The 18,842-nt window shown below is 65.1% G+C and carries 24 protein-coding genes and 1 tRNA gene; 6 read left to right on the top strand and 19 right to left on the bottom strand.

Annotated features, from left to right (window positions below; all coding sequences use genetic code 11):
* The first annotated feature begins 27 nt into the window (after positions 1-27).
* Complete coding sequence (locus tag ACZ1JV_RS11390) at positions 28-939, top strand: dihydrodipicolinate synthase family protein (RefSeq protein ID WP_465151646.1); 912 nt, start codon at positions 28-30, stop codon at positions 937-939.
* A 145-nt stretch (positions 940-1,084) separates the two neighbouring features.
* On the opposite strand, the gene ACZ1JV_RS11385 is transcribed toward ACZ1JV_RS11390, so the two are convergent.
* Positions 1,085-1,175, bottom strand: a tRNA-Ser gene (locus ACZ1JV_RS11385).
* A gap of 75 nt (positions 1,176-1,250) precedes the next feature.
* Between ACZ1JV_RS11385 and ACZ1JV_RS11380 the strand changes: the two genes are divergently transcribed.
* The gene (locus ACZ1JV_RS11380) at positions 1,251-2,186 is read left to right on the top strand and encodes a peptidylprolyl isomerase (protein WP_465151645.1); all 936 of its coding nucleotides are present in this window, start codon (positions 1,251-1,253) and stop codon (positions 2,184-2,186) included.
* Entirely contained in the window at positions 2,183-2,503 is a 321-nt protein-coding gene (locus tag ACZ1JV_RS11375; RefSeq protein ID WP_465136267.1) for a DUF1905 domain-containing protein, read from the top strand. Before ACZ1JV_RS11380 ends, ACZ1JV_RS11375 begins: the two co-directional genes overlap by 4 nt.
* Positions 2,504-2,536: 33 nt before the next feature.
* On the opposite strand, the gene ACZ1JV_RS11370 is transcribed toward ACZ1JV_RS11375, so the two are convergent.
* Positions 2,537-4,633: a RelA/SpoT family protein gene (locus ACZ1JV_RS11370; RefSeq protein ID WP_465151644.1), complete on the bottom strand. Its 2,097-nt coding sequence runs from the start codon at positions 4,631-4,633 to the stop codon at positions 2,537-2,539.
* A gap of 291 nt (positions 4,634-4,924) precedes the next feature.
* Here ACZ1JV_RS11370 and ACZ1JV_RS11365 point away from each other — a divergent pair, with 291 nt between their 5' ends.
* Positions 4,925-5,422, top strand: coding sequence for a PilZ domain-containing protein (locus ACZ1JV_RS11365; protein WP_465151643.1), 498 nt, complete (start codon positions 4,925-4,927; stop codon positions 5,420-5,422).
* A 16-nt stretch (positions 5,423-5,438) separates the two neighbouring features.
* Here the strand turns inward: ACZ1JV_RS11365 and ACZ1JV_RS11360 are convergent, their stop codons facing one another.
* The 3 genes from ACZ1JV_RS11360 to hemF form a co-directional block, all read right to left on the bottom strand.
* Entirely contained in the window at positions 5,439-5,825 is a 387-nt protein-coding gene (locus ACZ1JV_RS11360) for a hypothetical protein (protein WP_465136270.1), read from the bottom strand.
* Positions 5,826-5,932: 107 nt separating this feature from the next.
* A complete protein-coding gene (gene add, locus ACZ1JV_RS11355; protein WP_465151642.1) occupies positions 5,933-7,015 on the bottom strand; it encodes an adenosine deaminase in 1,083 nt (360 codons plus the stop codon).
* Between the two features lie 171 nt (positions 7,016-7,186).
* Positions 7,187-8,053 carry an oxygen-dependent coproporphyrinogen oxidase gene (gene hemF / locus ACZ1JV_RS11350; RefSeq protein ID WP_465151641.1) on the bottom strand — a complete coding sequence of 289 codons (867 nt, stop codon included), beginning with the start codon at positions 8,051-8,053 and terminating at the stop codon, positions 7,187-7,189.
* Between the two features lie 59 nt (positions 8,054-8,112).
* Between hemF and pdeM the strand changes: the two genes are divergently transcribed.
* Together pdeM and infC are read left to right on the top strand one after the other, a co-directional pair.
* Positions 8,113-8,805 (top strand): ligase-associated DNA damage response endonuclease PdeM, encoded by a 693-nt coding sequence (gene pdeM, locus ACZ1JV_RS11345; protein ID WP_465151640.1) that lies wholly within the window; start codon positions 8,113-8,115, stop codon positions 8,803-8,805.
* Between the two features lie 362 nt (positions 8,806-9,167).
* Positions 9,168-9,689, top strand: coding sequence for a translation initiation factor IF-3 (gene infC, locus ACZ1JV_RS11340; protein WP_465136274.1), 522 nt, complete (start codon positions 9,168-9,170; stop codon positions 9,687-9,689).
* 81 nt (positions 9,690-9,770) lie between these two features.
* Here infC and ACZ1JV_RS11335 read toward each other — a convergent pair whose 3' ends face one another.
* The 14 genes from ACZ1JV_RS11335 to hisA form a co-directional block, all read right to left on the bottom strand.
* On the bottom strand, positions 9,771-10,292 hold the full coding sequence (locus tag ACZ1JV_RS11335) for a GNAT family N-acetyltransferase (RefSeq protein ID WP_465151639.1): 522 nt from the start codon (positions 10,290-10,292) through the stop codon (positions 9,771-9,773).
* Between the two features lie 77 nt (positions 10,293-10,369).
* On the bottom strand, positions 10,370-10,906 hold the full coding sequence (locus ACZ1JV_RS11330; RefSeq protein ID WP_395391636.1) for a J domain-containing protein: 537 nt from the start codon (positions 10,904-10,906) through the stop codon (positions 10,370-10,372).
* Positions 10,907-11,039: 133 nt separating this feature from the next.
* Positions 11,040-11,528: a peptidoglycan-associated lipoprotein Pal gene (pal, locus tag ACZ1JV_RS11325; protein ID WP_465138596.1), complete on the bottom strand. Its 489-nt coding sequence runs from the start codon at positions 11,526-11,528 to the stop codon at positions 11,040-11,042.
* A 194-nt stretch (positions 11,529-11,722) separates the two neighbouring features.
* Positions 11,723-13,159: a Tol-Pal system beta propeller repeat protein TolB gene (gene tolB, locus ACZ1JV_RS11320; RefSeq protein WP_465151638.1), complete on the bottom strand. Its 1,437-nt coding sequence runs from the start codon at positions 13,157-13,159 to the stop codon at positions 11,723-11,725.
* Positions 13,156-14,115, bottom strand: coding sequence for a hypothetical protein (locus ACZ1JV_RS11315; RefSeq protein WP_465151637.1), 960 nt, complete (start codon positions 14,113-14,115; stop codon positions 13,156-13,158). Before ACZ1JV_RS11315 ends, tolB begins: the two co-directional genes overlap by 4 nt.
* Positions 14,116-14,130: 15 nt before the next feature.
* On the bottom strand, positions 14,131-14,589 hold the full coding sequence (locus ACZ1JV_RS11310; protein WP_465136278.1) for an ExbD/TolR family protein: 459 nt from the start codon (positions 14,587-14,589) through the stop codon (positions 14,131-14,133).
* On the bottom strand, positions 14,589-15,299 hold the full coding sequence (tolQ, locus tag ACZ1JV_RS11305; RefSeq protein WP_465151636.1) for a protein TolQ: 711 nt from the start codon (positions 15,297-15,299) through the stop codon (positions 14,589-14,591). The genes ACZ1JV_RS11310 and tolQ overlap by 1 nt, the downstream gene beginning before the upstream one ends.
* A complete protein-coding gene (locus tag ACZ1JV_RS11300) occupies positions 15,296-15,796 on the bottom strand; it encodes a YbgC/FadM family acyl-CoA thioesterase (RefSeq protein ID WP_465151635.1) in 501 nt (166 codons plus the stop codon). Before ACZ1JV_RS11300 ends, tolQ begins: the two co-directional genes overlap by 4 nt.
* A 109-nt stretch (positions 15,797-15,905) precedes the next feature.
* Positions 15,906-16,283, bottom strand: a complete 378-nt coding sequence (locus ACZ1JV_RS11295; RefSeq protein ID WP_465136281.1) for a histidine triad nucleotide-binding protein — start codon at positions 16,281-16,283, stop codon at positions 15,906-15,908.
* 15 nt (positions 16,284-16,298) lie between these two features.
* Positions 16,299-16,625, bottom strand: a complete 327-nt coding sequence (locus tag ACZ1JV_RS11290) for a phosphoribosyl-ATP diphosphatase (protein WP_465151634.1) — start codon at positions 16,623-16,625, stop codon at positions 16,299-16,301.
* 49 nt (positions 16,626-16,674) lie between these two features.
* Positions 16,675-16,893 (bottom strand): PEP-CTERM sorting domain-containing protein, encoded by a 219-nt coding sequence (locus ACZ1JV_RS11285; protein WP_465151633.1) that lies wholly within the window; start codon positions 16,891-16,893, stop codon positions 16,675-16,677.
* A gap of 123 nt (positions 16,894-17,016) precedes the next feature.
* A complete protein-coding gene (gene hisF / locus ACZ1JV_RS11280; RefSeq protein WP_465151632.1) occupies positions 17,017-17,778 on the bottom strand; it encodes an imidazole glycerol phosphate synthase subunit HisF in 762 nt (253 codons plus the stop codon).
* A gap of 3 nt (positions 17,779-17,781) precedes the next feature.
* Positions 17,782-18,027 (bottom strand): hypothetical protein, encoded by a 246-nt coding sequence (locus tag ACZ1JV_RS11275; protein WP_465136284.1) that lies wholly within the window; start codon positions 18,025-18,027, stop codon positions 17,782-17,784.
* Between the two features lie 58 nt (positions 18,028-18,085).
* Positions 18,086-18,817, bottom strand: a complete 732-nt coding sequence (gene hisA, locus ACZ1JV_RS11270; protein ID WP_465151631.1) for a 1-(5-phosphoribosyl)-5-[(5-phosphoribosylamino)methylideneamino]imidazole-4-carboxamide isomerase — start codon at positions 18,815-18,817, stop codon at positions 18,086-18,088.
* Positions 18,818-18,842: the final 25 nt, after the last annotated feature.

Here is an 18,842-nt window from a genome sequence, read left to right as displayed (position 1 = left end):
CCAGTCAATTTTCAGGAACACCGCAAGATGCCTTCGACCAAGACGCTCTGGACTGGGGTCTACCCCGCAGCAACCACGCAGTTTGCGCCGGACTACTCGGTCGATCACGATGCCACGCAGGCGGTCCAGACCGCGCTCGTCGACGATGGCGTCGATGGTCTGATCCTGCTCGGCACCTGCGGTGAGAACAACTCGCTGGAAGGCGATGAGAAGCGCGCGATCCTGGCCGGTGCGGTGAAAGCCGTGGGCGCGCGCGTGCCGCTGGTGGCGGGCGTTTCCGAATTCACCACCGAACGCGCCGTGGCCTATGCCAAGGATGCCGAAAAGATCGGCGTGGACGCGCTGATGCTGCTGCCGGCGATGGTCTACGTACCCACCACCGAGGAACTGGTCGCCCACTTCCGCACCGTGGCCGAGGCGACCTCGCTGCCCATCATGCTCTACAACAACCCGCCGGCCTACCGCGTGAACGTCAGCGCCGAAGCGCTGGAAGCGCTGGCCGACGTGCCGAACATCGTCGCCGTCAAGGAAAGCGCGCCCGACACCCGCCGCTTCACCGACCTGATCAACCGCTTCGGCGATCGCTACTCGGTCATGGCCGGCCTCGACGACGTGGCACTGGAAGGCATGATGCTGGGCGCGAGCGGCTGGGTCTCGGGCCTCACCAGCGCCTTCCCGCGTGAATCGGTGCGCCTGATCGCCGCCTTCAACGAAGGCAATATCGAGGAAGCCCGCGCGATCTACCGCTGGTTCATGCCGCTGCTGCACCTCGATGCCGAGCATGACCTCGTGCAGTCGATCAAGCTGGCCGAAACGATCATGGGCCGCGGCACCGAACGCGTCCGCATGCCGCGCATGCCGCTGTCCGGCAAGCGCCGCGAGGACGTGATCCAGTGGGTCGAGACCTGCAAGGCCACCCGCCCCTGCCCGGGCGCCTGATCCCTCGGAAAACCGCGCCCCTCTGAGGGACGCATGAAGAGCGCGCGATGCCCCCGCATCGCGCGCTTTTTGCTGCGCCGGATCAGGACATGGCGGCGCGCTCATCCCCTCTGGGGATGGTCTGATGGCATCTGATTGGGAAATGTGGCGGAGCGGGAGGGATTCGAACCCTCGATACGCTTTTGACGTATACTCACTTTCCAGGCGAGCGCCTTCGACCACTCGGCCACCGCTCCGCATGCACTGGAGACGCGCGCCCTAGCGTGCGCGAAAGGCTTTCGCAAGCGTTCGCAGCGTGCCATCACACAAGAATGCGCAAATTCCTTTTGGCCTCCGTGCTTTCCGCCAGTTTTTCCGCCCCTTTGCTGGCCGATGAGGCCAAAACGCCCTCCACGCCTAGCGAAATCGTCGCCAGTGCGCCGGCTGCGGATTGGGTGCGGATCGCGCCGCAGGACCTGATGGTGATGGACCTTGCGCCCGATGCCGCCGGAAAGCCGCGCCGCGTGGTGATTCAACTGATTTCCGCGCCGTTCTCGCAAGGGTGGGTAGAGAATATCCGCAAGCTGATTGCCGCGCGCTGGTACGATGGGATTGCCGTCGTGCGGGTGCAGGACAACTATGTCGTCCAGTGGGGCGATCCCGATGGCGAGGATGCAAAGAAGGCCAAGCCGCTGCCGGCCGGGCTGAAAGTGATGACCGACGGCGATTACGCGGTTTCCGACAAGTCCGTGGTCGCGACATATGCGCCGAAGGCCGGACCACTGGCCATCCGCGACAACTATGCCGCCGTCGCATCGTTCCGTGGTGGCTGGCCCTATGCCAAGTCCGCGAGCGCGGTCTGGCCGATCCATTGCTACGGCTATGTCGGCGTCGGCCGCAATCTTTCACCCGATGCCGGGACGGGGGCGGAGCTTTACGCCGTGATCGGCCATGCGCCGCGCCAGCTCGATCGCAATGTCGCGATCGTCGGGCGCGTGATCGAGGGGATCGAGAACCTCTCGGCACTGCCCCGAGGAACCGGGGCCTTGGGCTTCTACGAGAATCCGGCACAGCGAATCGGGATCGTCTCGGCGCGGATGGGGAATGAAGTTTCGGGGCTGCCGGGTTACGAATACCTGTCCACCGAAAGCGCCAGCTTTGCGGCCTATGTCGGCAAGCGGGCCAACCGGAAGGACGATTTCTATATCCAGCCCGCCGGGGGCGCCGATGTGTGCAACGTTCTCGTGCCGGTCCGCGAGGTGAAATGAGAGCCGAACAGGTCACTCATACCGGCCGCCTCTGGCGCTGGACCGGCGGGGCGAACAACGGCACCTGGCATTTCCTCACCATCGACGGCGCGGCGGGAGAAACGCTTTCCGGCACCGCGCTGATGCGCAAGCTGGAAGGCGTTTCGCGCGGGTTCGGATCGCTGAAAGTGAAGGCTCGGATCGGCGATACGGCCTTCGCCACATCCGTCTTTCCTAGCAAGGCGGACGGGGGCTGGCTGCTGCCGGTGAAGGCCAGCGTCCGGCGCGCCGAGCGGCTGGCCGAAGGCGACGAGGTGGAAGTCACCCTGGAGTTCTGACCTCTCCGCTGGAGAGGTCAGCCGGCACAGCGCTTAGATCCGCTGAGCTTCCGCCACCGCTTCGCTGGCGCGCAGCGCGCCCACGATGCGGGTGAGGTGGGCCAAGTCGCTCACTTCGACATCCACATCGTAAGTGCCGAAAGGCTCGTCACGCTGGATCATCTGCAGGTTAGTGACGTTGGCGCGGTTGGATGCCAGGATCTGCGTCACATCAGCCAGCGTGCCGGGGCGATTGTAGAGCACCAGCCGCAAGTGGCCGACCGCGCCGGTGGTGGTTTCGCCCCAGGACAGGTCCAGCCAGTCGGCATCGACACCATTCGCCAGCGTCAGGCAGTCGATCGTATGGACTTCAACCTTGTGATCGGGGCGGCGCAGGCCGACGATCCGGTCACCAGGCACCGGGTGGCAGCAGGTGGCCAGTTCGAAGCCCATGCCCGGCGTCAGCCCGCGAATGGAGATGGCCCGCTCGGCCCGCGTCCATTCGGGTTCCTCGGGTAATTCGGCGGTGCTGCCGGGCATCAGCGCCTCCATCACCTGCCGGTCGGTCAGGCGGGCGGAGCCGATGGCGAACATCAGGTCTTCCTCGTCGCGCATGTCCAGCCGGTGGATGGCGGCATCGATCGCCTTCTTGCCGACGCGCGCGGGCAGGCGGCCAGCGATCTCGTCCAGCAGCTTGGCGCCGATCTCGGCGACTTCGGCGCGTTCCTTCGCGCGCACCGCACGGCGGATCGAGGCACGCGCCTTGCCGGTGACGACGAAGCCCAGCCACGAAAGCTGCGGCTCCGAAGCCGGGCTCTTGATGATTTCGACCACGTCGCCATTGGCCAACCGCGTGCGCAGCGGCATGTGGCGGCCGTTGATCTTCACGCCGACCGCGGCATTGCCCAGATTGGTGTGCACCGCATAGGCGAAGTCGACCGCCGTGGAACCCTTGGGCAACTGGAACAGCGCACCCTTGGGGGTGAAGGCGAAGATGCGATCCTGATAGATCGCCAGCTTCGTGTGTTCGAGCAGTTCCTCCGCATCGTGGCTGGCGTCGACGATCTCGATCAGGTCGCGCAGCCAACCCACTTGTCCGTCGGGCCGCGAACCGCCGCCCTGCTTGTAGGCCCAGTGCGCGGCGAGGCCGAACTCGTTGAGGCGGTGCATGTCCTTGGTGCGGATCTGCACTTCGACGCGCATCGAATTCTCGTAGATCAGCGAGGTGTGCAGCGACTGGTAGCCGTTCGACTTGGGCGTCGAGATATAGTCCTTGAAGCGGCCGGGGATCGATTGCCACGTAGTGTGCAGCACGCCCAGCGCCTTGTAGCATTCCTCGACATCTTCCGTGAGCACGCGGAAGGCCATGATGTCGGTGATCTGTTCGAAGGTCACATGGCGCTCGGCCATCTTGCGCCAGATCGAATAGGGGTGCTTCTCGCGGCCGGAGACTTCCACGTTCAACCCGGCTTCGGTCAGCGCCTGCTTGATCGAAAGCGCGATCGCATCGACTTGGCTGCCTTCCTGGCTGCGGATCTGCGCCAGACGGCCGGTGATGGTGGCGTAGCCTTCGGGCTCCAGTTGCTCGAAAGCGAGCATCTGCATCTCGCGCATGTATTCGTACATGCCCACGCGCTCCGCCAGCGGGGCGTAGATATCCATGGTCTCGCGGGCGATGCGGCGGCGCTTGTCCTCCTTCTTGATGTAATGGAGGGTGCGCATGTTGTGCAGGCGGTCCGCCAGCTTCACCAGCAGCACGCGCAGATCCTCGCTCATCGCGAGCAGGAACTTGCGCAGGTTTTCGGCCGCACGCTCGTTCTCGGTCATCACCTCGATCTTGGAGAGCTTGGTAACGCCGTCCACCAGTCGCGCGACATCGGGGCCGAACAGCTTCTCGATCTCGTCGATCGTCGCCAGCGTGTCCTCCACGGTATCGTGGAGCAGTGCGGTGATGATCGTCTGCTGATCGAGCTTCAACTCGGTCATCAGGCCGGCCACTTCGACCGGGTGGCTGAAGTAGGGATCCCCCGAAGCACGCTTCTGGGTTCCGTGCTTCTGTACGGTGTAGACGTAGGCACGGTTGAGCAAGGCTTCATCGGCCTGGGGCGCGTATTCCTTGACGCGTTCGACGAGTTCGTATTGGCGCAGCATTTCCAACAAAGCATGTCAGGATTTTTTGCGGCGCGGCAAGGGGCAGATGCTGCACGTGCAACATTTGCACGCCAGCCCTGCGGCGAAAGTGCAACACGGGCGCCTGCTTCGGGTCCCGACAGGCGATCCTAAACCCGAATCCTCCGCGGAATCCACATGCAATCGTTTGCCTGAGGAAGACCACGAGGTCCCGCTTAAACGCGCCTAAACATGCGCGCCGTGATGATCGGGGCGAAGAATGGCAGGGTGCGAAAGGCCTCGGCCCCGCATCCGCCATGTGAGGAGGCGGCAATGGGGAAAAATTTGGACATGGCGGTCTACGCCGCGATTCTGGGAATGAGCGACGATGAACTCATCACCGCCTCCTTCCTTCCGGACGCGGATGACGGCGGCCCTCAACACGGCGACCAGCATCCGCGCGCGCCAAGGATGCGCACACTGATTCGCGCCACCGTGGTTTCGACCAACCGCGATGGCACCGCCGCTGCAGCGCATCGTTCGGAGGAAACCACACTCGTCCGCAATGTCTCGGAACGCGGCATGTGCCTGCTGCTGCGCGGAGCCGCGCCGCATGCAGGCGACATCGTGATCGTCCGCATGCCTTCGCACCGCGAGTACCGCGCGCAAGTGCGCTGGACCGACGGCCGCGCCTGCGGCGTTCAGTTGTTCGAAAAACTCGATGTCGATGCACTGGTGGTGTCGGATCGGCGCGACAACGCCCCAGTGGTCAAGGCGATGGACGTGCCCTTGCGTTGCAGCCCGGGCGGCATGCAAATGCGTCCATGCTGAGCGATCGCTGTTCCGATCAGTTGCTATAGGTAAACGCAGTCACGACGCCGTGGCGCGTATCGCATTTGATGGTCCGCTTCTTGGTCTTGGTCGTCCCGTCCTTCTGGCGCAGCGCCACATCGACTTGCGCGCGCAGCGATGCCCGTCCGTCGCTCTTCTTGTCGGTATCCTCAACCTTGCGCATGCTGACGTCCACCGCACCCAGCTTCTCGCCGCGCGTCTTGGCCTCAGCCATGCAGACCTGCACCACCTGATCGCGCGCATCCGCATCCGGTGCCATCGCCGCTGCGGGCGGCGCGGGTGGCGGGGGCGCAGGATCCTGGCTCCAGGCCTTGGACACCATGGCCATGCCCAGCACTACCGCATTGGCGCCAGCGAACATTTTCCAGGATCGGTCGTGCATCGTCACCTCCTGCCCGCCATCGCGCGGGGTCATTGCAGTAACGATGGTGCAAGCGAATTGGCTGCCGGCCCATTGGGGGCAGCCCCCAGCGCGTCAGGGGAAAGTCCCTAGGCGATCAATCCCTGCTGCTGAGCGAAGGCATCCAGCCTGCTCTGGAACGCGGCGCGTCGTTCCGGCGCGATCCACGCCGCGTCGAAGGCATTGCGCTCGATCTGCACCAGTTCGGCCTTGGTCAGCCGGCTGCGCGCCTGGGCCCGCATCATGACTTCGTTGATATATTCGCTGCCCATGTAGGCCGGATCGTCCGAATTGAGCGTGACCTTCAGCCCGTTGTCCAGCATCCTGCGCACCACGTCGACCGGCTTGCCGTCGACCATGATCTGGCCCGAGAAGGTGGGGCAGACCGTGAAGGGAACGCCCCGCTCGCGCGCGATCGCCATCAGTTCGGGCGATTGCAGGATGTTGCCGCCGTGATCGATGCGTTCGACATGGATATCCATCAATGCCTCGCGGATGTGGCCCAGCGTGTCCTTCTGGTTGACGTCGCAGTGCGCGGTAACGTGCAGCCCCGCCGCGCGCGCCTTGGCGAAATGGGCGGCGAACTTGCCGGGCGGATTGTCCTTCTCGTCCGAATCGAGGCCGACGCCCACCAGTTTTTCCCGATAGGGCAGCGCCGCATCCAGCGCCTTCATCGCATTGTCCGCGCTCAGATCGCGCATGAAGCAGAGGATCAACTGCGATTCGATGCCCAGCCGTGCCTGCGCATCCGCACGCGCCTGAGTGATGCCACCGATCACCGCCTCGATCGGGATGCCCCGGTCGATATGCTGCTGGGGATCGAAGAACATCTCCGCATAGAGCACGTTCTGCGCATGGGCCTTGGCCAGATAGGCATAGGCCAGATCGTAGAAGTCCTGCTGCTTCAGCAGCACGTTCATGCCGTCGTAGTAGATCGCCAGAAAACTCGGCAGATCATGGTAGACATAGCTGCGCTTCATCGCCGCGACATCGGCATAAGGCAGCTTCAACCCGTTGCGCTGCGCCAGCGCGAACTTCATCTCCGCCTCCAGCGTGCCTTCGAGATGGACGTGGTATTCCGCCTTGGGCATGGCAGCGATGAAGGCCGCCATATCGCCACTGGCGGGCGCGGCCAGCGCGCGCGCTGCGCCAAGAGCGTGAAGCGCAGGCATGCACAGTGCCGCCTGCACCAAGGACCGTCGGGAAAGTCGCATGAAAAACTCGCGTGGAAGGAAGCCCCGCCCCTCTATCCGCGAGCGAGCAACTCCCTGTCCATCAACGAAAACGGCACGCCCCGTTCCATAAAAGCGGCCGGACGGCCTGCCGGCATCAGCTCCCCTGCTTCAGTTCCACGTCGCTTCGGGCGGCAGGCTCATCAGGATGGCGTCGATATTGCCGCCGGTCTTGAGGCCGAACAGCGTCCCCCGGTCATAGACCAGGTTGAATTCGGCGTAGCGGCCGCGCCATTCGAGCTGGCGTGCCTTGTCCTCGGCCGAGAATTCCATCCCCATCCGCCGGCGCACGAGGCGGGGGAACACCGCAAGGAATGCCTCGCCCACGGCACGCGTGAAGGCGAAGTTCGCTTCCCATGCCGCCACGTCCGCGCATTCGAGGTGATCGTAGAAGATGCCGCCGACGCCGCGATGGACCTTGCGGTGCGGGATGTAGAAGTAATCGTCGGCCCAGGCCTTGTACCGCTCATAGTAATTGTCGCCATGCGCGTCGCAGGCGGCCTTGAGTTCGGCGTGGAACTCGGCCGTGTCCTCATCATAGGCGATCGGCGGATTGAGGTCGGCGCCGCCGCCGAACCAGGCCTTGGTCGTCGTCAGGAAGCGGGTGTTCATATGCACCGCCGGCACGTGCGGATTGGCCATGTGGGCGACAAGGCTGATGCCCGTCGCCGAAAAGGCATTCTGCTCGGCCGAGGCGCCGTTGATGGTGCCGGCAAAATCCTTCGACAGCGATCCGACGACGGTGGAGACGTTGACGCCCACCTTCTCGAACACCTGGCCCTTCATCAAGCCGCGGGTGCCGCCGCCCGTCTCTCCCTCTTCGCCGCCTTCCACCGCCGCGCGTTTCCACGGCGTGTAGTCGAACGCTGCGGAGGAGCCTGCCTCGCGCTCGATCGCCTCGAACTCGGCGCAGATCCGGTCACGCAGGGTTTCGAACCAGTCGCGGGCGCGTTCGCTTTGGGCGGTCCAGTCGGTCATGCAATCTCCCCTTCAGCGGGGCGCTTGCCAAAACCGGCGGCCTGCGGCAAGGGAAAGCCATGGTTCCCTTTTCGTTCTGCGCGCAGGAGATGTGCCTCGTGTCCGCCCCGGCAGGGCGCGGGGCGGCGCTCTACTGGCCGCGCGAACAGGCCCTGCTGGTGGCGGACCTGCATCTGGAAAAGGCCAGCTTCTTCGCCAGGACCGGCCAGATGCTGCCCCCCTACGACAGCCGCGAGACGCTGGAACGGCTAGCGCTGGCCGTGCGGCAGACCGGCGCGCGGCGCGTCTATGCGCTGGGGGACAATTTCCACGACAGCGCGGGAACGGACAGACTCGATCCCCATACGGCCGGGATGCTTTCCGCGCTGACCCACGCGCTGGACTGGGTGTGGATTACCGGAAATCACGATCCGCATCTGGGCGCAGAGGCAGGCGGCACCCGCGTCGAGGAAATCGCCATTGGCGGCATCATGCTGCGCCACGAAGCGAAACCGGGCATGGCAGAGCCCGAACTGTCCGGCCATTACCACCCCCGCCTGATCGTCCACGCGCGCGGCAGGCGCATTGCCCGCCCTTGCGTCGTCCATGGCGGAAATCGGCTGATTCTGCCGGCTTTCGGCGCGCTGACCGGGGGGATGGATGCCGCCGATCCGATCATCCTGAAGGCGCTTCAGCCGGCCGAGCGGATCGACGCACTGGTCGCCGCGAAAGATCAACTTGTGCGTTACCCCCTCTGGCGATCCGCCGCCTGAACCTATTTGAAAATTCGCTTGAAGCGAATTTCGCGGCACCGGCCCACTCCCGTCCTGAAGAACACGAAAAGGTCCGGGGGACCTTTTCGCTGAAGGGGCCGACCTCCCACGAGTGTATCCTGATGGGTGGTCGGGTGGGGGAGTGGGCCGGTGCCGCATCCGAAAATGCCCTTCCGGGCATTTCAAAACAGACTCTGAAACCCTATATCCGCATGGACCGTTTCATACGGCAGCGGCGTCCTGTAGATTTCAGTGAAATCCGCCTTTGCGTGTCGACGCGATTCGCACTAATGACGCCCGAACTTGCACCCGATTGACAGAAGCGATTCAGGAGAACGCATATAGCACCCCCACCCCGGCGTATGATGACGCCCCCGGTCAAGAGTGGACCGCGCTTCAATAACATGATCCAGTCGGACAAGGTCCGCGTGATCGATGAAAACGGCGAGAACATCGGCGTGATGTACACGCGCCAGGCAATCGAGCAGGCGGCCGAAGTCGGCCTTGACCTGGTCGAAGTCTCGCCCAACGCCGATCCGCCGGTCTGCAAGTTCCTCGATGTCGGCAAGTACCGGTATGAGGCCCAGAAAAAGGCCAATGCCGCGCGCAAGACCCAGAAGACGCAGGAGATCAAAGAGATCAAGATGCGTCCGAACATCGATGACCACGATTACGACACCAAGATGCGCAACGTCCAACGCTTCATCGGTGACGGTGACAAGGTGAAGGTGACCCTGCGTTTCCGCGGTCGCGAGCTTTCGCACCAGCAGCTGGGCATGAACCTGCTGCGCCGCGTGCAGGAAGACGTGGCGGAAATCGCCAAGGTCGAAGCCTATCCGCGCATGGAAGGCCGCCAGATGCTGATGGTGCTGGCGCCCAAGTAAGCGCCGCGGCACATCATATGGCCAAACGCGAAGGGCGCGCCGCAAGGCGCGCCCTTTGTCGTATCGGCCTGATATCGGCGCTCAGCCGGGAAGATTTTCCGGCAGCAGCGGCTTCTCCAGCACCACCATTTCCAGCGGCGGATCAAGCAGGATCGGAAATGGCCGCTTCTCGCCGGTCAGGCCGTAACCGCGCCGCTCGTAATAGGCGATCAGCTCCAGCCGCCGGTCGATCACCGTCATTTCCATGGCCCGCGCGCCGAACACATCGCGCGCCAGGCTTTCCGCCGCGACAATCATCGCGCGGCCCATGCCGCCGGCCTGAAGCAGCGGATCGATGCAGAGCAGGCCGAGGTAGCACAGCCCCTCTCCCCGATTCGTAACCTGTACGCATCCGATCGGCGCGCCTTCGTCCGACAGCGCAACCAGCAAGCGATCGGCGGGGCTTTCGAGAACGGCAGTCAGTTCTTCCAGATCGGTGCGTTCGCCGTCCAGCAGATCGGATTCGAAGGTCCAGCCCGCCCTTGCGCTGTCCCCCCGATAGGCCCGCTCGATAACCGGGTGGAGCGCAGGCAGGTCGGCGGGAACGGCAACGCGGATTTGCATGACAGGCTCCTGAAGGGGGCGGATCGGACCGGATTGAATATGCGGGTGAGCAGTGGCCACCGCGCGGTCTGCGTGGCTCAGCGGCCCTTCCACTCGCGGCGTTCCTCGGCCGCGCGCAGCACTTCGTAGGCCAGCTGATAGGTCTGGAAGGCCTTGGCCGCTTCCGCATCGCCCGGCTTCACGTCCGGGTGGACTTCCTTGGCCTTCATGCGCCAGGCCTTGCGCACGGCGTCGAAGTCCGCATCGGGGTCGAGGCCCAGCGCTTCCAGCGCGCGAAGTTCGTCCCGGCTGCGCGTGCCGTCACCCGAACCGGCCCAGCCATAGTGCGCCGATTCCTTGTAACCTTCGGCTTCGGAGCGCTCCTCTGCCTCGCGCCGCGCGGCTTCCTCGGCATCGAGGCCGGCGAAATAGTCCCACCCAGCGTTGTATTCGGCGGCGTGCTTCTGGCAGAAATACCAGCGATCGGGGCTGTTCGGGCTCTTCGGCGCGGGGCAATCGCCCGGCTCATTGCAGCCGTGCCGGTCGCACAGGCGCACCTGCGCCGCCTCGCGCGAGCTGCCATAGCTGCGCCAGCGCGGAAATCCCCAATCCATGGAACGACCAGCCCGACTCATTCGACCGCCGATACCTGCCGACTCGAAACCATTGCAAGCCCCATGTGGGCGCACCGTAAAAGCGTCAGAAATGAAAAGGCCCGGCTCGCACTTGCGAACCGGGCCTTCTCGGAAATCATCGGATCGATCAGGATCAGTCGATCGTCACGGTCACCGCGCGGCGGTTCTGCGCCCATGCCGCCTCGTCCGAGCCAAGCGCGATCGGGCGTTCCTTGCCGTAGCTGACGGTGTTGATGCGCGCAGCATCGACGCCCAGGCTGACGAGGTAGTTCTTCGCCGCATTGGCGCGGCGCTCACCCAGCGCAAGGTTGTATTCGCGGGTGCCGCGTTCGTCGGCATGGCCTTCGATCGTGGCGCGCTTGTTCGGGTACTGCATCAGCCACTGCGCCTGCTTCGACAGCGCGGCCTGGTCTTCCGCGTCGATGTCATAGCGGTCGAGCGCGAAGTGGATGGTGTCCGAACCCATCATCTTCGACACGAAATCGGCCTGGCTGCCCGGAACCGGGCCGCTCGGCTGCTCGGGGCCCTGGGTGGTGGTGGCCGGGCCCGGCTCGGGCGGAAGCTGCTTGGGCGCCTTGGTGCCGCATGCCGACACGGCCAGCGCGCCGGCGACGAGGAGCATTGTCGTTCCGGTCTTCACGTATCCGGCTTTTCGCGGGAGGGGGGACATGAGGGCAGGCATGAGGCAATCTCCTGTGGTGCGCAGCCATTTAAATGGCCTGCGTCTGTTGAGGTTCCGTGTAATTTTAAACACTGTCAACCTGAACGGTTGCCGACCGGGGGCCGGCAGCGCTCAGGCTGCAGCGCAAGAAAGGCTCAGGGGCGAACGGGGCCCCAGGCCGGATCCGAAGCGCCGACGGGGGTCGGCAGCTTTCGCTCGTTCTTACCGGTAAGGTCCACCTGCCAGATCGACGACTTGCCCGTGCTCTTCTCGGTACGGAAGAACTGGACGATGCGGCCGTTGGGCGACCAGGTCGGCGCCTCGTCCTGCCAGGAATTGGTGAGGTAGCGCATACCACCGCCGCTGGGGGTCATCACCGCGATGCGCAAGTTGCCGGCGATGTGGGTGAAGGCGATCTGGTCCCCGCGCGGGCTCCATTCCGGCGTGGCCGAACGGCCGCCGAAGAAGCTGATGCGGCGCTGGTTCGAACCGTCCGCGTTCATCACATAGACCTGCTGCGAACCCGAACGGTCGCTTTCGAACACGATCTGGTTGCCGTCCGGCGAATAGGACCCGCCGATCGAGATGCCCGGCGTATTGGTCAGGCGCGAGGGCGTGCCGCCGCTGGACGAGATGCGATAGATGTCGGTGTTGCCGCCGGTGGACATCGAATAGAGGATCCACTTGCCGTCCGGCGACCAGCGCGGCGCCATCGTCGGCGCGCCGGTGCGGGCGATCAGCTTCTGCGAATCGCTGGCAAGGTCATAGACGTAGATGCTCGGCTGCCCGTTGAGGTAGGACAGGTAGAGGATCTTCGAATAATCCGGCGAATAGCGCGGCGTCAGCGCGGTGGCCTGCCCGCTGGTCAGGTAGCGGTGGTTGGCGCCGTCCGAATCCATGATCGCCAGCCGCTTCATGCGGTGGTCCTTCGGACCTGTCTCGGCGATGTAGGCGATCTTCGAATCGAAGAAGGGGCTTTCGCCCGAAAGGCGCGAATAGACCATGTCCGCGCACTTGTGCGCGGCGCGGCGCCAGTCCGCCGGGCCGACCTGCCAGCCGCCCTTGATCAGCTGCTGCTTGAGCTGCACGTCGTAGAGGTAGCAGCCGATCGTCAGGTTGCCGTCCGCACCGGCGCGGACGTAGCCCTGCACCAGCATGTTTGCGGCACGCGCGGACCAGGTGGGGTAGTCGGGCGCCTGCACTTGCGGATAGGCCGGCTGCGGCAGGCCATCGGGGCCCGAAGGCTTGAACAGGCCGTTGTTGCGAAGGTCCGATGCGACCACTTGCGAAAGCGCACGGCCCAGCGCGGCAGTCGATCCGGCGTTGGTGCTGGTCGGCACATCGTTGTCGGTCGCGAAATTGGTGATCGCGATGCCAAGGTCCTGCCAGGCGCCGTCGGCCGAAACCGAGCCGGTCAGGCCGCCATCATCCACATCAAGGCCCTGATCGCCCTGCGGTGCGGGCTGACCGGAGGCAGATTGGGCCGGGGCGGGTTGCGCCGGCGCCGGCTGCGATTGCGCATAAACTTCGTAGACGGGCGCGGCCGAAGCCAGGGCGAACGACAGGACGAACCTAAGAGGACGAGAAGTCATTGCGAAAGCCTCAAGTCGAAGCGGAAGGATGAAACGCGTTTCCACGAATCATAGTATTCCGAGGGGAGATTGAAAGGCGAAGCGAGTTGCACCGCCCGGATCGCCTGTTCGGCATGGCGCTGCGCCTGCGCGCGGTTGGCATCGGTGATGCCCATCTGTCGTACGACCGTGGGCTTGCCGGCAAGGCTGCCGTCCGGATTCAGGTTGAACGACAGGATCGTTACCAGCTGATCCGCATCGGCGCCGTCTGGCGGATTCCAGTGCGGCTTGAGCTGGCGGGTAATCGCGCCCGACAGGGCCGAGCGGACTTGTGGCCCCACCGCCGCGGCGGGCGCGCCCTTGCCCTGGGTGCTGGTCGCGCCCGAAACGCCGGCAAGGAAGTCCGAGCCGACCTTCGATCCGCCAGCTTTCGTCGGTTGCGTTGCCGGCTTGGTGGCGGTGTTGGCCGAACGTTCGGTGCCGGCCAGGATATTGTCGATCGGGCTCTTGCGCGGCTGCGTCTGCGCGGCGGGTTTGGTGGCAGGCTTGGGCGCCGGTTTCGGAGCGGGCTTGGCCGGCGGAACCGGCGCAGGCTTGGGCGCTGGCTTCTGGACCGGCCGAGGAGCAGGCTTGGGTGCCGGAGCCGGCGGAGCGGGCCGGGGCTGCGGGATCGGCTTGGGCGCCGGCGCAGGAATCGGTTCCGGCGCGGGTGCCGGTTGGGGCGCCGGTTCGGGAGCCGGGGCCGGCACCGCCTCACCCAGTTCCGGCGCGATATCGGGTGCGGCCTGCTCGTTGGGATTGGGCGAAGTGGACGTCAGGCCGACATCGTCGCTGAGCGTCACTTCGATCCGCTGCGGCGGGGTGATGACGGGCGGCCTGGGTGGATGCAGCACAAGCGCGGCCAGAACCGCCGCGTGCAGCGCAATCGCCACCGCGAGGCCCAGCCCCTCTTCCTTGCGTAGTCCCTGAGTTGCCATCGCGATCAGCCTAGCTCAGCCGCCTGAACCGCCGCTGACACCCGTCACCAGCGAGATCGACGTGAAACCGGCATGGTTCAGCTCACCCATGACTTCGATGACGCGGCCGTAGTCGAGCGACTTGTCCGCGCGCAGCGTAACCTGCGGCTTGCGGCCGTCGGAACCATTGGGAACGCCGGCAAGGCGTTCGGACAGTTCGCCCGGCGCCAGCGCCTCGGTCTCGTAATAGACGGTGCCGTCGCGCTTGATGGAGATCGTCAGCTGGTCGGTCTCGTCATTCATGGCCTGCGCGCGGCTGTCGGGCAGGTCCACCGGCACGGCCGCCTTCAGCAGCGGGGCGGTGACCATGAAGATGATCAGCAGCACCAGCATGACGTCGACCAGCGGCGTCACGTTGATTTCGGCCATCGGCGTGCGACCGCCGCCGCTGCGACGGCCCCCTCGCCTGCCTCCGCCGGAGACGCCCATGCCCATCAGCGCTGCTCCAGCTCACGCGTGAGCGCGGAGTGCAGCTTGTCGGCAAAGCGCTGCATGCGCGATTCGAACAGGTTCACGCGGTGCGAGAAACGGTTGTAGGCGATGACCGCCGGGATCGCCGCGAACAGGCCGATGGCAGTGGCGAACAGCGCTTCCGAAATGCCCGGCGCGACCACCGCGAGCGAGGAATTCTGCTGCTGGCCGATCTGGAAGAAGCTGTTCATGATGCCCCAGACGGTGCCGAACAGGCCCACGAACGGGGCAACCGAACCGACCGTCGCCAGGAAGTTCAGGCGGGCGGAAAGATTGTCCGCCTCTTCACCGACGGAGGAGCTCATGGCCAGGGCAATACGTTCGCGCGCGCCTTCCGGATCGATCTGCTTCATCGCGGCATTGCGGCGCCATTCGGCAAGGCCGGCACCGGCCACTTTGCCCATCGGCACGTCGCCGCGGCGGCGATCCTTCTGGTAGGCTTCGAAATTCTGGGCCTCCCAGAAGCCTTCCTCGTAATCTTCCGAGGCCCGCGAGACGCCGCCCATGCGCAGGGTGAAGCCGATGATGATCGTCCAGACCCAAAGGCTGGCCAGCAGCAGCCCGCCCATAATCGCCTGCACGACGATATCGGCGTGGAGGAAGAGTGCGATCGGGTTCAGGTGATTGGAATCGCTGCCGATGGAAATGGCGGAGGCGAGTATTTCGAAAGTCATTCTTGTCCTTCCGGGCCGGGCTGGAGGTCCTGCGAGGAGCTTTGGAGGATGGTCTTGAAGGCCTGTTGCCAAGCCTCGGGCTGTTTGCGCGGTCGTCCCTCAGGACTGATGAACCCGACCTTTACCATAGCTTCGGCAAGGCGGATTTTTCCGCGTCGGGCGGTCTGGCGCAGGGTGCAACTGACCCGGCCGACCTGCACGGCTTCGGTATCGATCACTACGGAATCGCCAAGGCGGGCGGGCGACAGGTAGCGGATATGGACCTCCGCCACGGTGTAGAGCCCCTCTCCCGATTCCAGCGCCGCGCGCTGGTCGATGTCGAGCAGGTCGAGCAGGTCCGACCGCGCACGTTCGAACCAGCGGATGTAATTGGCGTGATAGACCACCCCGCCCGCGTCAGTATCCTCATAGAACACACGCAGGGCATAGCGGTGGACCGGGCCGTCGAAGCTGCCGCTTTGGGGGCGCGGGTCCAAGGAAGGGGGATCGTCGCTCATTGCGGCGGTTGTGTAACGGCAGGGGCCCGGCCTGCAAACCCTGCGGGGGAGAATTGCCGACGTGATGGCAGATGACCGGGGCGAAAACCCCGGTTATCCCCCAAAAACCTCAATCCGCGATCATCTGGAAGAACTGGCGCCCACCGAAGATATGCACGTGCAGATGCGGCACTTCCTGATGGCCGTTAGTGCCCATGTTGACCATCAGGCGGTAGCCGGGGCCGTCCATTTCCAGCTGCCGGGTCACGTTGCCCACCGCACGCATGAAGCCGGCGATTTCCGCGTCATCGGCCTTGGCGGTAAAATCGTCCCACGACACATAGCGCGCCTTGGGGATGACCAGCACATGGACCGGCGCTTGCGGGCGGATGTCATTGAAAGCAAGCGCGAACTCGTCCTCATAGACCTTGGAGCACGGCAGTTCGCCGCGCAGGATCCGGGCGAAGATATTGTTGTCGTCGTAAGGCTCTCTGGGGTCGATCGGCATCGGTATCTCCGCTTATCAGTCTTGTGGACGCGCCGCCTTTTCGGCGATGCCCGAAACGCCTTCACGGCGGTCCAGCTCGGCCAGAACGGCACTGAACGGCACGTTGCGGGCACCTAGCAGCACCATGAGGTGAAAGATCAGGTCCGCCGCCTCGCCGGTCAGCGCCTTCTCGTCCTCGGTCAGCGCGGCGATCACCGTCTCGGTCGCCTCCTCACCCAGTTTCTGCGCGATCTTGCCCAGCCCCTTCGTGTGGAGCTTGGCGACATAGCTGCTTGCGGGATCGGCATCGCGGCGCGCGGCGATGGTCGCTTCGAGGCGAGCCAGTGTATCGGAAGTGCTCATCGCCAGCAGCCATGCGCAAGCCGGTGCCGTGGGTCAAGCGCGCTGGCGCTCAGTCCTCGCTCTTCCCGCGTGAGAAGCGCCGGCCGATCCACACGCCGGCCACGCCGATGCCGAACAGCACGAGGCCGCTGGGTTCGGGCAGCACCGTGGCGTCGGCCGCGAACGCGGGCACGGGCGCAAGCGTCGCGACCAGCAGGACCGGGATCCGGGGACCGGGAAGCCAGCGCGCGCGCGGCGATGGAAGCGTATCGATCAAACGGGGGAGCAAGGGGGGCGACTCCGGCAGTTTCGACTTGGTGTTCCCCCTTGTGGCCCACCCACCCGCAACGACAAGTTGCGAGGTGGGCGCGTCCCGATCCGGGGCAGGTTTTCGGCGAATATTACAGCAGCTTCATCCCCGCGCCGGCAGCCCCGCCGCGCGCAGCGCCGCATGGGCTTCGGCGATCGAGTGCTTGCCGAAGTGGAAGATCGATGCGGCCAGTACCGCACTGGCCTTGCCCTCGGTCACGCCGGCGACAAGATGGTCGAGATTGCCGACGCCGCCGCTGGCGACCACCGGAATCGACACCGATTCCGCAATCGCGCGGGTGAGCGCCAGGTCGTATCCGTTCTGCGTGCCATCGCCGTCCATCGAGGTGACGAGCAATTCGCCGGCGCCGTAATCGGCCAGCTTCACCGCGTGTTCCAGCGCGTCGATCCCGGTCGCCTTGCGGCCGCCGTGGGTGAAGATCTCCCACTTGCCGGGCGCCACCCGCCGCGCATCCACCGAAGCAACGATGCACTGCGATCCGAATTTCTCGGCAACGTCCGCCACTACTTCGGGGCGCGAGACGGCGGCGGAATTGACCGCCACTTTGTCCGCGCCGGCCAGCAACAGCGCGCGGGCGTCTTCTGCCGTGCGCACGCCGCCGCCCACGGTCAGCGGCATGAAGCAGACTTCCGCCGTGCGCTGCACCACGTCGAGCAGCGTGCCGCGCCCTTCGTGGCTGGCCGAAATGTCGAGGAAGCACAGTTCGTCCGCGCCGGCCTTGTCATAGGCGCGCGCCTGTTCGACCGGGTCGCCGGCGTCGATCAGGTCGACGAAGTTAACGCCCTTCACCACGCGCCCGTCGCGGACATCGAGGCAGGGGATGACGCGGATTCGAACGGTCATGACTTACTCTACCGGCTTGAAGAACAGCATCACGCACAATGCGCCCAGCGTCAGGCACACGGCAAGATTGAACGCCGAATAGCGCCAGAACTTGGTCGGATTGTCCGCCAGCGTGGTCTCGATCTTCGAGCGCGCACGGCTGAACAGCAAGAGCTTCGCCTTGCCCTCGCGGAAATCGCGCAGCGCCCAGAGCGCGCTCGGCACGAGAATGACCATCGCCAGCACGGCCATAAGACGGTTTTCGTTCATGGACGCACCGCCACGAAACGCATAGCAGCGACGCCGACAGCCGGAACCGGCGCGCCGCTCACCCTTCGCGCTCGGCCATCTGGATCGCGGCGGCGAGGTCGAGACGCCCATCGTAGAGCGCGCGCCCGGTGATGACGCCTTCGATCCCGTCGCGGGCATGAAGCGCCAGCAGGCGGATGTCGTCGAGGCCCTTCACGCCGCCCGATGCGATCACCGGCAGGTCGGTGCGGCGCGCCAGATCGACGGTGGCGTCGATATTCACGCCCTTCAGCAGCCCATCGCGGCCGATGTCAGTGAACAGTAGCGATGCCACGCCGGCATCCTCGAACCGGCGGGCCATGTCGACGATCGACACGTCGGAGACTTCGGCCCAGCCCTCGGTCGCGACCATGCCGTCGCGCGCATCCACGGCGACGACGATGCCGCCGGGGTATTCCTGGGCCATGTCCTTGACGAACTGCGGGTCCTTCAGCGCGGCCGTGCCCATGACGATGCGCGAGACGCCAAGCTCGAACCAGCCCGCCACGGCTTCGCGCGTGCGGATGCCGCCGCCGAGTTGCACGTGGCCGGGGAACACTTCGAGGATGGCTTCCACCGCCTCGCGGTTCTCGGCCTTGCCTGCGAAGGAGCCGTCGAGATCGACGACATGGAGGTATTGCGAGCCCGCTTCGGCAAACATCATGGCCTGCGCGGCGGGATTGTCGCCATAGACGGTGGCGCGATCCATGTCGCCTTCGGCGAGGCGGACGACCTGACCCTGCTTGAGGTCGATGGCGGGAAATACGATCATCTTGCGATCCTGACCTGTACTACTT

Source organism: Novosphingobium sp. BL-S-19 (assembly GCF_055521675.1).
Note: the sequence above shows the minus strand (reverse complement) of the source record. Positions and strands in the feature narration are given on the sequence as shown.